Consider the following 12744-nt stretch of genomic DNA (forward strand, 5'->3'; position numbering starts at 1 on the left):
TGTTACTCGGTAGCATCGGAAGCGATGCTTGGCATGCGCCGCTCTAGCGCTTCGTCAGCTAAGTGCCTACCCAATCGAATCAAATCTCGACCGCGGTGGAATTCATAGGTGCTACACACCGTTTTAGGTATTTCGATCAGCACATCGGGTGGATAGCCGGCGACTTTGTACTTGGCCAGCGCCGCCTGAGTAATATCAAACGACTCTAAAATCATATCGAGCTTACTCCACTCGCGCTTACCTCGCGCTTCGGTGGTTTCTTCTAGCTCGTCGCCCTCTTCGCTTGGCCCTTCCCCATTGGCACCAAGCCCTGACCACAGTTTGCGAGTGGCGGTTCGCACATCGCCAAACCAATTGCCCATATTCTGGTCCCGCTCGCGCTCCTTTTCACTGCGACTATCGGTCGTTTCTTCCGCCTTGGGGAGTAACTCTTCCAAGGTTACCGGTAAGGGGCTATGAGCAGTCACGTTAACCGCCACCACAAAGTCCGCCTGATGCGCTGCCACCACGGGCATGATCGGCAGTGGGTTCAAAAGCCCGCCATCCACCAATACCTGCTCACCCAAATGCACCGGTGTGATTACCCCGGGCACAGCAATCGAGGCGCGAATTGCCTGAAGTAAGGGACCATTTTGAAACCACACTTCCCGCTGACGCACTAGGTCAGTCGCCACCGTGGTGACGGGGATCGCAAGGTCTTCAATTAAAATATCGCCCACCAGCGCTTCTAGCTTGCTCATGACTTTACTGGCGCGCATCGCACCCATAGGGCTCCAAGTCACATCGACCAACCTGAGCACATCCAAATAGTCGAGTTGGCACACCCAATCACGATATTCCGGCAGCTTGCCTGCCGCATAAATACCCCCTATAAGCGCGCCCATCGAGCAACCTGACACGGCAATAATCTCGAACCCTCTCGCCTCAAGCGCTTCAATGACACCAATATGCGCGTAGCCGCGCGCACCACCGCTACCCAGCACCAGGGCAACTTTATTACCACTGCTCAAATGAGCCAATTCATTCATGCTACTGTCCTTCCTAGGCGCTAACGCTCTTACCCCAGTGTTCACCAATCACCAAGGCGACTTGTGCCACCGCACGCGGCTCCAAGTGTAAGTGATGGCCCCCATGGAGCACGTGGCGGGTTAACTCTTTGACCGCTTGGCGGGCCTGAACGGCCCAGGCGCGCTTACCCAGAATCCCCTGTTCGCCCTCTATCAATAGCACCGGGGCGTTAATTTCTGCCAGCAGTGAAATGACCTGTTCTGGGGTAAAGCGTACTAAAGAGGGCTTCAATAAACGGCTGTCGGTGCGCATCTGCACATGACCATCGGCGGTAGACTGAGTATTGCGCTCCACCAACGGTGTTGCCGTTATGCTATCCACTGGTGTGACGCCCCCCGCCACACGGGCGGCAACGGCGCTCTCGATATCGGGGTAGCGCGGCGCCCGCGAAATTGGCCGACGATAAGCGATTAGCCCCTTACGCAGTTGGCTAGCGGCCTCTTCGACAGGGGTATTAAGCGCACCAAGACCGTCAATCAGCGTTAACCGCTCGACACGCTCGGGCAGCGAAGCGGCGAGCAAGCAGGATACTGCCGCGCCCATTGAGTGGGCCAGCAAGCTGGTTTGCTCCAAACCCAAGGACTCCATGGCATCCAGTACATCGTGGCAATAGTCCCAAAGCGCATAGTCGGCACCTACGGGTACGTGCGCCGAATGGCCATGGCCGCGAAAATCGAGCGCCACAATACGAATATCCAATGCTTCTACCAACAGCGGGGCTAACCGGGTAAAGCTGGCGGCATTATCGAGCCAGCCGTGCAGGGCCAGCCATGTTGGGGCGTCAACACGCCCCCAACTCAGTGCCGCTAGGCGGCCATTAGCAAGAGACAGCGGCTGCGGCGCCACCGAGCGCGCCGCTGTAGGAGTAGATTGAGGCACAATTAAAAATCCTGAATAACAGCTAACAAACCTACGGATTGCCGCATCAGTAGGCAGGCAAGATGACGGCATAAGCGACAAACGTTACCATGCTGGGCATATTTTACCTCAACAGAGTGTTGGTACCGTTATGAAACCACGTCGCGATACCCGCGCCCGTAATCTGGTCTTTTTTGTTGCCGTCATCAGCGCCACCGTCGTCGGCTTCTGGCTAGCAAGGTAACGATTACGCTTCACCGAGCAGTCCCAGGCTGGCGGCTGGGGCTTGGCGACGCAACCCACGGGAAAGCACATGACCAATCACGCCAATCAATAGCGCCCCGCCGATGGGCAGTAAGAGCCATACCCCAAGGTGAAGTCGCGGGGTTAGATCCAGTAGATACAGGTACAGCGCGGCCGTGGTCAGCTCTGCAAGCACCGCGCCCATCAAACCACTGGCGAAGCCCAGCAGCGCGTACTCAGCCCCCTGAATTCGTGAAATCATTTTGCTGCCTGCGCCAAATACGCGTAGCAGGCCGCTTTCATGAGCACGTACCGGTAGGCTTGCGGTAAGCGCGGCATACAGCACGCTAACGCCTGCTAACAGCACCAATGCGAGCACTAACTCCACCGCACGGGTGACTTGGGCCAGTACATCGCGCACCTGGCCTAAAATGGCGTCCACGTTGAGCAACGAAACACCGGGGAAGTCGGTAATAAGTTCACGAATCAACCCCTGCTCTGCTTCTGGCAGGTGGAAGGCAGTGATGTAACTATGGCCAAACTGCTCCAACACCCCTGGCGGAAAAATAACGAAGAAATTAGGCTGAAAGCTGTCCCAATTTAGGCTGCGTAAGCTGGTAATTTGGGTCGTAATTTCATCACTACCCACAGAGAACGTCATCTCATCACCTATGCCCAGGCCAAGCCTTTCGGCCAGCCCATCTTCTACAGAAATGGGGACTGGTGTTGCCCGCTGCGTCGCATCGACAGCGCTCATCCAACCTTGGCTCTCACCCCCCTCTTCACTGCCCGGTTGAGGCGCTGAGAACCATTCACCCGCAACTACCTCGTTGCCTTCCGGTAACTCAGACTGCCAGGTAAGATTCAGTTCGCGGCGCAGCGAATTGTCACCACGCGCATCTGGCGGAACGGCATCGGTAGGTGACTGGTCATTAATCGCAATGACACGGCCTCGCACCATCGGGTAGAGGGTGCTTTGGGTTTCTACCCGCGGCGATACGGCCGCATCAAAGGGGTCCCGCTCAGAAGGCTGAATATTGATGGCAAAGTAGTTAGGGGTATTTTCAGGCAGTTGATCTTGCCATGTGCTTAGCAAGTCGCCGCGAACCAGCACAATCATTGCCATAGCAAAAAACGTAACTGAAAACGCTAGCAGTTGCCCCAAGCCCGCTTGACGCCGCCGCGCCAACTGGCGGCCGCCTAAACGCAGCGCCTGCGACCACTCACTACGCCCGGAAAACCGATGCACTAAACGCAGTAAGCCGCTCAACAGCAGCGCGCTAATCATCCACAGCACGCCTAGTAGTAGCGCACCGCCGAGTAATAGCCCGACCGCTAGGGGCAGGCTGCCCGAATAGAGCCATAGCAACCCACCAAATACGATACTGGCAACTCCAACCACCAACCAAGCCGAGGGCGGCAGTGGGTCTAGCTCGCGACGCAGCACTTTTAACGCGCTGACCCGTTTGATACGCAGAAGCGTTGGACCAGCAAACCCGACTAGCACGGCAAGTGCCGTAAATACGCCTAACCCCAGAGGCATAAGGCCAGGTGGCGGTAGCGTCATGGGTAGAAAGCTTACTAATAGCCAAATCAGTATCGCTTGACCCATCAGCCCAAGCAGCGCGCCGATGGCTGCGGCGACTAACGCAAGCCCCATTAATTGAAGGGTAAAGATGGTCACTAATTGGCGTTGACTGGCCCCAAAACAGCGCAGCAGTGCAGCGGTATCCAAATGACGCTCCACATAGCGACGAGTCGACATCGCCACCGCCACGCCCGCTAGTAATACCGCGGCTAAACCGGCTAATCCAAGATAGCTTTCAGCTCGCTGCAGCGCATTACCTAGCTGTGGGCGATCCACCCTTACATCACGCACCTCTACGCCGTCCCGGCGTAATTCAGCGAGTAGGCCCTGCACTTGATCAAGCGCTGCAGGCGACCCTGCCGCTAAGATTTCAAACTCAATCCGCGAGCCTTCCTGCACTAGGCCAGTGGCTTCGACATCTGCCGTATTGAGCATCAAGCGCGGATTGAAATTACCAAAACCGCCGGACTGATCCGCTTCACGTTCAATAATCCCCGTTACGACCAGTTCGGTTTGCCCCACTTGAACCCGGTCACCGAGCTCGATTTCAACCAGCTCAACCAAACGGGGGTCAGCCCATGCTTCCCCAGGCGGCGGACCGGAGGCGATTTGCTCGGTGCCATCGCCAAAATCCACATAAGAGACGCCGTAGTGAGGGTAAACATCATCCACGGCCTTTAAGCTAGCGGGTTGAAAACGCCCATTGCGGCTAATCATCGATACTAGATCGACTTGGTCACTAAGGACGAACCCGGCACTTTCGAGGCGTTCTCGCAACTCTGCTGAAAACGGATCGCGCTGCTCTAAGACTAAATCACCGCCCAGCATTTGCCCTGCCTGACGCTCCAAGCCGCGCTCTAGACGATCCAGAAAAAACGCGATCATGGTGGAAGCCGCGACGGCCAATACCAGGGCAATAAAGAGCGCGCGCACATCGGCTGCACGCAGGTCTCGCTTAAGGCTGCGCATGGCCAATCGCCAGTTTACATCGCTCATTGCGCCCCCTCGTCAATCGAAGCGGCGGTGGGTACGATGTTGTCAGGTACGGCTTCTAACTTGCCATGGTCCAATCGCAGGCAGCGATCACAGCGCCGCGCCAGAGCATGGTCATGGGTGACCAAAATAAGCGTGGTGCCCGCTTCCCTGTTTAGCGTGAAGAGTAGATCGATGATTTGCGCACCGGTGTCCGGATCTAGATTACCGGTGGGCTCATCGGCAAATACCAACTCTGGGTCGGTTACGAAAGCACGGGCAACGGCCACCCGCTGCTGCTCACCACCGGAAAGCTGTTTCGGTAAGTGCTCTACACGCTCGCCAAGCCCCACACGCGCTAACCACTGGGCAGCGGTTTGTGTCTCCCCGGCGCGCGGTGACAACTCAAGCGGCAACATGACATTTTCAAGGGCACTCAAGGTAGGCAGTAACTGAAAGTTTTGGAATACAAAACCCACTCTTCCAGCCCGTAGCGCTGCACGGCCATCTTCATCTAAACGGCTAAGCGCGTGCCCAAATAGCGTTAGTTCACCATCGCTTGGCGTATCAAGACCTGCCAGCAACCCTAACAGCGTTGATTTTCCGGCACCGCTTTTGCCTAAAATCGCAACACTCTCACCCGCCGCTACGCTGAGCGATAGGTCGTGTAAGATAGTCAGCGAGCGCTCTCCGCTGGTGACTTTTTTAGACAGCTTATCCGCGTGCAGCACCGGCTGCCCGGCAGCTTTGGGGGCAGACCCCACTGAGGATTGAGGAACATCGCTTGTTGTTTGATTGTCTGAAGTGGGCTGGCGCCCTCCTTGGGGCGACACGCTTGCAATCGATTTATCAGTAGATGAATGTGCGGTTTTATCTGAGGAGCTTGAACTTGAGGAATAAGACATGAAGCGTGGCATCCCTATGGCATGGCATGGACTGAACCGCATGGTAACCGGATGGCTGGTAGTGCTGATAGTCACCTTTGCCTCATCATCTATCAACGCAGAGCCTGTTAACGCAGATTCTGGCCCCACCCTATTGGTGATGGGTGATAGTTTGAGCGCCGCTTACGGCATAGAGCGTGAAGAGGGCTGGGTTAGCCTCCTAACACAGCGTTTAGAAGGCAAAGCACACGTTATTAACGCCAGTATTAGCGGTGAAACAACATCCGGGGGACTACAAAGGTTCGCTGACATTATCGGACAGCGGCAGCCGGATATTGTTCTACTGGAATTAGGCGGCAATGATGGTTTGCGTGGCCTGCCACCCAATCAGATGCAGGCAAACCTAGCCAGCATGATTGAGCAGAGCCAAGAGGCAGGCGCACAAGTACTGCTATTGGGGATCGATATTCCGCCCAACTATGGTCAAGCGTACCGTGATGCGTTTACCGGTGTCTTTTACTCCCTGGCAGAAGAGTACGATGTATCGTTAGTGCCTTTTTTACTTGAGGATATTGCTCTCGATAATGCCCTAATGCAGAGCGACGGCATTCACCCTACCGCCGATGCTCAGCCGATTATCCTCGACAATATATGGCCCGAGCTTGAGCCGCTGATTGACCCCCTATTAGAAACAACGCATCAGGCGGCAGTTCAATAAGCCCACCCTTTTGACTGAGAGGTATAGCACTTCCACTCGCCAGCTTGTAATCTTAAGCCCTATTTGGCAGTTACTAACGGCGACTCATGCCTGCACCCTCGCATAACACTCCTGCATTTTCGCGTCGCCAGTTCTTAGCAACTGTCGGCGCGCTTTGGTTAGGCGCCGGTCTTGGCATTCATCCAACGCCTGCCGCAGCGTTTGACCCGCAACGCTTACGCCAAAGCATGCAACAACAGTATGGGCAGCCTGGTTTATCAGTATTAGAAGAGTGGTTTGATCTGCTTCGACAGCTGCAGAGCCAAGACGTACAAACCAAACTGCGTGGAGTTAATGACTTCTTTAATCGCCGCATCCGATGGGTTGACGACATCCAGGTATGGGGGCAAGAGGATTACTGGGCGACGCCATTGGAAGCGATAGGTAAAGGCCAGGGCGATTGCGAGGATTACTCCATTGCCAAGTACATTACCCTTAAACAATTGGGCGTTACTAGCCAGTATCTACGTATGATTTATGTTCGCGCGCGCATAGGGCGTAGTCAGATCACCCAAGCCCATATGGTGCTGGGTTATTACTCGACACCTGATGCAGAGCCATTGGTGTTAGACAATATTGTACCTTCTATCACTCCTGCTTCTCAGCGCACTGATCTTGATCCACTGTTTAGTTTTAACAGCGAAGGGCTTTGGGCTGGCGGCTCATCTGAATCACGCGCCGACCCACTTGCTCGACTATCACGTTGGCGCAGCGTCATCGAACGTATGCAAACCCAGGGTTTCATTTAAAAGGAATTGGCACGATGTCACTTATTAAACAACTTTGGCTTGCCATTATTACCCTGCTATTGCTGTCGTTCATTGGCAGCCTCGCCATTAGTATTACCACCAGTCGCGACTATATCGAGCAGGAGGTGCGTATTAAGAATGAAGACAATGCCACTGCCCTAGCCCTCTCTATGAGCCAGCTGGATAAAGACCTGGTGACGTTGGAGCTTTTAATAGCCGCTCAATTCGATACCGGCTATTACCGCCAAATTACGCTGCGTGACACAGACGATAGTGTGCTGATTGAGCGCACAGCCGAAGAGTATAGCGGCGATGTGCCTGCCTGGTTTCGTCAGCTCGTTGAGTTTGATGTGCCCAGCGGCATAGCGACGATTCAAGATGGTTGGCGTCAATACGGCACGTTGGAGCTTGAGAGCCAGCACAGTTTTGCCTACACCTCTTTATGGCGCAGCATGCTGGAGCTCGCCGCCTGGTTTTTACTCGCTGGAGTGATCAGTTTAGCGATTGCCACCGTGATCGTTCGTGGTATTAAGCACCCTCTTTCCCGCGTAGTCTCTCAGGCCCAAGATATCAGCGCCCGACGCTTTACCACCATTAAAGAGCCACGCACACTAGAACTTCGCCAAGTCACCCAAGCGATGAACGTGCTATCTGCCAACGTTCATCAAATGCTAAGTCACGAAAGTCATAAATTAGATGAGTTACGTCGCCATTTACAGCATGACCGAGTTACCGGCGCGCTTAATCGTGATGTATTTATGGGCAAACTTTCATCCCAATTGAGCAGTGATGATGCTCGAGCATCGGGCATGCTGGTCATGGTCCGGGTACAGGATTTAGAAACGCTCAACGAGCAGTTAGGTTACGCCGACACCGATCAGCTATTAGCGACGCTAGTGTCTCAACTGGGACAGCTGGATAGCGCGTCAGCTGAGCCGATAATTGGCCGCCTGAACGGCAGTGATTTTATCTTTATGCTGCCGCTTATGGATGATGTAGAGGAACTTAGAATCCAGGTGATGGCAGCACTGGCCGAGGTAGCCGCCACAGCGCCCAATGTGGAGATATACCTACCGACGGCGATTGTGCCTTATGCCCCCCATGATGAGCGTGGCACGCTTTTAGCCACTCTGGATGATGCCTTAGCTCAAGCTGAAAGCTTGACCTCCTTTGAACAGGTGGTGGTGCGTCAGCGTGAACGCGTTTCCCTTTATAGTACTCATGCAGAATGGCGTACAGCGTTGGAAACAGCGATCCTGGTAGGTCCAGAACTCGCTTACTTCCCGGTGATTAACACCAAAGGCGACATACTGCACTACGAGTGCCCGGCACGGTTAAATCTTGCCGGAGAGTGGCAAACCGCGGGTGTGTTCATTCCTTGGATAACCCGCTTTGATATGGAGCCAGCGCTTGACTTAGCGGTTGTCAAAAAAGCCTTAAGCAACCTCCAAACCGATCCAAAGCCGGTTGGCATTAACCTTTCCGCCGCCTCTATCACTAATACTCAATTTGTTAATGACCTGCGTGCACTATTAGCAACCCAACCACTGTTGGCCAAACAGCTCTGTTTTGAAGTACCCGCCACACTGAGCACACATGCCATTGGCAGCTTGCGCGGTCTATGCACCGCCTTACGTCCGCTTGGATGCACCTTTGGTATTGAGCATGTCGGCGCTGAATTCACCAAGCTCGCCGACCTGCACGATGTGGGACTTAGTTATTTAAAAATGGATAGCAGCCTTATTCACGCCCTGCATGCATCAACCGAGCAGCAAACCATCGTGCGCGGCATGGCCACGTTATGTCACTCATTAGGCATTGAGGTGATAGGGGAAGGGGTTGCAGACGATGAGGAACTCGTTTGCTTGTTCCGGGTGGGGGTCGATGGCGCAACCGGGCCAGGCGTGCATCACGCATAAGCCCCACTGTGGGATAATGAGGCCTGAGCTACCCAGTCTCGTAGCGGCACTGTTGCAGTAAGTTCGACTAAATAGTGTCGCTGTCCCCCCCCAGTAAGTCGACGTTATTTTTTACTCGTAAAGACTTACGCTCCATCACTTTCGCCTGCGCAGCTTCCGGTAGGTCAGTGAAGGTGATGATCCCCTTCTCTAACAGCACTTCCAATATATCCTCTACGACCCTTACAAATGCCAAGTCAGACGCTAGAAAATGGGCCGATGGCTCGGGCTGATCAGCGAGAAAAGCCAATACTTCAGGCGAGTCTGGAGCGATAGTTTCACTGCACTCAGAGGTTGGCTCCTTACTGAGCATGATTATCTCGTTGGATGAATTGCGTTTGGTGTAGAGCATGGGCCTTTCCTTTGTGGGTAAAAGCAATACAGGATTATCTACTAGCATACCTAACTAGATACAGAAAGGCCGCCCTGGGGCGGCCTTGTTATTGCTTTTACTTATTGATCTATTTTTAGCTGATCGTTGTCTAGCATGCCTTGAATAAAGTCTGAAGAGTTGCCACCCTGCGGCATTTCCACTCCTTTCAAAACAATATGTTGATCAGCGTTGCTACCATCCGCCGCCAAGCCACCGTCAGACTTAACATGAAGCACAGTGTCTTCACCCTGCTGCTCGGCGAAGATGTATTCATCAATACTACCGCTGCTTTCATCTTGAAGCAGGTCTGCTAAATCCAGACGGTCTGCTTCACTATCCACACCAAACTCACCTACGTGGAAATCCATTACTTGATCTTCAGCCGGCTCATTAGCCGTGCCTTGATCGCCAAACTCCCATGCAAAGGTATCGGCTCCTGCCCCACCATAAAGGAGGTCGTTGCCTTCACCACCGATTAGAGAGTCATTGCCTGCACCACCAATGAGAATATCATCACCAGCTCCACCGTCTAGATTGTCGTTTCCACCATCGGTGCGCGTCTCATTAATCAGCGTTTGCCAGTTATCTCGTACATAGCTAATGGTCTGCTCGTCATTGGGGGCGACACCATCATTTACTTCCCACTTCAAGTAATCGCGGAGACCTTCATAACCAAGGCCTTCATGGCTGCCTGCACCAAAGAAGATACCGGTGTCTTGATTAGTCCATTCGAGATGATCGGTATTAATAGCGTCACCAAAGATAATATCATTACCTTCGCCTCCAGAGAGAATATCCCCACCCAAAGCTTCAAGCTCGTCGAACTCTGAGCTCCCTTCAAGGGCAGCAGCTAAATCCTCTGCATTATTAACTATTGATACTTCACCATATGGAGCAATTACAGTGGAATTTCCCCATACGCTGTTCAGTGAGCCAGAATTAGTTACATCGGAGTTATCAAAGAACTGAAGGATTGACTCATTAACCCCCTTTCCAATTCCGATGGCATTAACAGACGAAGTGTCTGAAAGCGACTCGAATGCTTTTACCGATGCATTAAACGTCTCAATAGTGGTGCTATTGCCTGTACCGCGGATTTCACCAGAACTGTTGTAGTAATTGGTTGGATCACCGTCCGTCAGGAAGTAAGTCAGATTTTCAAACTCACCTGCTGTTTGAGAACCATTTTGAGTGTTAAACCATTCTGCCGCCTGCAAAAATGCTGCTTGGTAGTTGGTTCCACCGTTTGCTTGAAGGCTATTAACAGCATTAATTAACTGCTGAACATTTCCTGAGTTGAGATCCTGAATAACCACCGGCGTAAGTGCATTCGCTGAAAAAGGCACTAACTGAACGTTAATGGTACCATCATGGTCCTCCAACTGGTTAGCAAGATTTACCAAAGCCTGCTGAGTCAAAGCCATCCTTGAAAAACCTTCATTACCAGATTCATTACCCATACTACCTGAAACATCTACAATCAAAGAGATATTGTAATTGGTTGCTGGGTCAATAAGGGTAACCTTGCCCCCACGGTCACCCATAATCAGATCATCGCCTCCGCCAGCGACTATTTCATCATTTCCGTTCGTACCAACGTTTAATTCAGCAGGCTGCTGAACATCATATGCAGCATTCGTTTCAGCATTATAAGGATTACCATAGCTATCAACACCGGCTACCGACGCCGTCACCTCACCATTAGAAAGCTCGCTGATAACGTTCTCAGGAATTTCAACACTCCAAGAGCTACCATCGTCTGCTACCGTCGTGTCAAACGTATTTCCATCGATAGTGACGGTAATAACGTCTCCAACACTAACGCTCCCGCTGACAGTACCTGTAATAGTGTGAGCGCTATCACTTTCGCTATTATTAAGCACATTGTCATCCCCAAACAGAGGCTCGTTGATAACAATAACGGCTTCAGGTGCCGCAGCAACGTCTTTCGCATCTTCAGCACTACTAATATTATTTGCGGCATCAGCAACAGTTGCCGTAACTGTGACGTTAGCCATACCTTCTGAGACAGGCACCTGAACACTTAGGCCGTTACTTAAATCGGCTTGGGTTACTGGGCGACTTATGATCGATCCATCAACGGTATTAGCAGTGACAGTAACGACATCTCCAACCTTTACAGTACCTCCAAGCTCAATAAACGCCTCAGCATGACCTGCCGTTCCAGACGCTAGCTCATCAATATTATAAACATCATCTTCACCAGCTCCCATAAGCTCAACAGTCACATTGGGCCCTAAGTCATCAGGCACAGCACTTTCTGCACTAGGCTCACCAATTACAACATCGACTGTATCGCTTTCGTTACCTGCTTCATCAATCACTTTGTACTGGAAGCCAGCCTGGGGTACTTCCTTATACTCAAGTGAAGATAGGTAGTAATCGCTATTATCGGTTGGTACCTGACCGGTGGTTCCATCAGCATACGGTTCGGCGGTAAAGCGCAGTTGATCAAAAATCACTCCCTCAATAGTAAATGTGCCATTGTCATAGCCATTTCCAGGAGTAAAGTCGACATCTTGACCATTTAATTGCGCACCATTTGTACCACTGAACGTCCACTCCCCCACCAACTCACCATTAAGATAAGCGGCAACAGAACCCACCTCACCTTCGCTGGCAATTAGATTAGCAACCGTTACGGTGGCCTCTCCAATGGGGCGCTGGAAGTCGAAAATCATCGTCTCGGACTTTCCTTCACGAAAACCTAACTGTTCAGGCTCCTCAAGTTGGTCTCCGGTATTGTCCGTAATACCTAACCGTCCGCCAGATTGACCTCTGACTAAACCATCATTTCTCGTTCCATCTAAGTTATAGCCATAAATATCAACATCACCGGCACGCCAATCTGACGCATACCGTCCACTGAGCGTGGTGCTATCTACAGACTCCATCGCTGTTATGAGCTGCTCCTGAGTCACTGCCCAGTAGAGAGTATCTTCTGTATCAAACTCACTGTTTATTGTCGCAAGTTCGTAGCCATCACCTGTATTCAGGTACAACGATCCGAAATCAGGTAGCGAAGAGAGTACAAACGTTAAACTCTCTTCCGATGCATTGCCGTTTTGCCCACCGAAAGAGGGTTGTGCTTCTTCGACTTCAGGAGTCTGTTCAAATCCTCCTGAAGCTAATTCAGTGACACCACCACCGACAGTAAACGCTTTGAAAAGCAGTTGGTTGGTTTCATTAATGGTGAGATTACCGTTATAAAACTCGGCCGTTGTTAAAATCGGATCTGCTATAGGGGCCGCAGTGTCGATATCGTAGCTGGTA

At 52.3% G+C, this 12744-nt stretch carries 9 protein-coding genes; 3 read left to right on the top strand and 6 right to left on the bottom strand.

Annotation, left to right across the window (positions count from 1 at the left end; genetic code table 11):
* Nucleotides 1-2: 2 nt before the first annotated feature.
* The 4 genes from MLE19_RS12660 to MLE19_RS12675 form a co-directional block, all read right to left on the bottom strand.
* The gene (locus MLE19_RS12660) at nt 3-1028 is read right to left on the bottom strand and encodes a patatin-like phospholipase family protein (protein WP_240718539.1); all 1026 of its coding nucleotides are present in this window, start codon (nt 1026-1028) and stop codon (nt 3-5) included.
* A gap of 13 nt (nt 1029-1041) precedes the next feature.
* Complete coding sequence (locus MLE19_RS12665) at nt 1042-1947, bottom strand: alpha/beta fold hydrolase (RefSeq protein WP_240718540.1); 906 nt, start codon at nt 1945-1947, stop codon at nt 1042-1044.
* Nucleotides 1948-2173: 226 nt separating this feature from the next.
* Nucleotides 2174-4753 (bottom strand): ABC transporter permease, encoded by a 2580-nt coding sequence (locus tag MLE19_RS12670; RefSeq protein WP_240718541.1) that lies wholly within the window; start codon nt 4751-4753, stop codon nt 2174-2176.
* A complete protein-coding gene (locus MLE19_RS12675; RefSeq protein ID WP_240718555.1) occupies nt 4750-5571 on the bottom strand; it encodes an ABC transporter ATP-binding protein in 822 nt (273 codons plus the stop codon). Before MLE19_RS12675 ends, MLE19_RS12670 begins: the two co-directional genes overlap by 4 nt.
* 61 nt (nt 5572-5632) lie before the next feature.
* Between MLE19_RS12675 and MLE19_RS12680 the strand changes: the two genes are divergently transcribed.
* The 3 genes from MLE19_RS12680 (at nt 5633) to MLE19_RS12690 (ending at nt 9038) form a co-directional block, all read left to right on the top strand.
* Entirely contained in the window at nt 5633-6331 is a 699-nt protein-coding gene (locus MLE19_RS12680; RefSeq protein ID WP_240718542.1) for an arylesterase, read from the top strand.
* 86 nt (nt 6332-6417) lie between these two features.
* A complete protein-coding gene (locus MLE19_RS12685) occupies nt 6418-7119 on the top strand; it encodes a transglutaminase-like cysteine peptidase (protein WP_240718543.1) in 702 nt (233 codons plus the stop codon).
* Nucleotides 7120-7133: 14 nt separating this feature from the next.
* Nucleotides 7134-9038 carry a bifunctional diguanylate cyclase/phosphodiesterase gene (locus tag MLE19_RS12690; RefSeq protein ID WP_240718544.1) on the top strand — a complete coding sequence of 635 codons (1905 nt, stop codon included), beginning with the start codon at nt 7134-7136 and terminating at the stop codon, nt 9036-9038.
* A gap of 67 nt (nt 9039-9105) precedes the next feature.
* Here MLE19_RS12690 and MLE19_RS12695 read toward each other — a convergent pair whose 3' ends face one another.
* On the bottom strand, nt 9106-9429 hold the full coding sequence (locus tag MLE19_RS12695) for a tryptophan synthase subunit beta like protein (protein ID WP_240718545.1): 324 nt from the start codon (nt 9427-9429) through the stop codon (nt 9106-9108).
* 101 nt (nt 9430-9530) lie between these two features.
* Nucleotides 9531-12744 (bottom strand): type I secretion C-terminal target domain-containing protein (locus MLE19_RS12700; RefSeq protein ID WP_240718546.1); only part of this gene is annotated, 3214 nt, incomplete at its 5' end.

The organism is Vreelandella neptunia (assembly GCF_022489065.1).
GTDB classification, from domain to species: Bacteria; Pseudomonadota; Gammaproteobacteria; order Pseudomonadales; family Halomonadaceae; genus Vreelandella; species Vreelandella neptunia_A.

Coding starts and splice junctions, on each gene's coding strand:
- MLE19_RS12660 (WP_240718539.1), bottom strand. CDS start 1,028: ATGAATGAATTGGCTCATTTGAGCAGTGGTAATAAAGTTGCCCTGGTG.
- MLE19_RS12670 (WP_240718541.1), bottom strand. CDS start 4,753: ATGAGCGATGTAAACTGGCGATTGGCCATGCGCAGCCTTAAGCGAGAC.
- MLE19_RS12680 (WP_240718542.1), top strand. CDS start 5,633: ATGAAGCGTGGCATCCCTATGGCATGGCATGGACTGAACCGCATGGTA.
- MLE19_RS12685 (WP_240718543.1), top strand. CDS start 6,418: ATGCCTGCACCCTCGCATAACACTCCTGCATTTTCGCGTCGCCAGTTC.
- MLE19_RS12690 (WP_240718544.1), top strand. CDS start 7,134: ATGTCACTTATTAAACAACTTTGGCTTGCCATTATTACCCTGCTATTG.
- MLE19_RS12695 (WP_240718545.1), bottom strand. CDS start 9,429: ATGCTCTACACCAAACGCAATTCATCCAACGAGATAATCATGCTCAGT.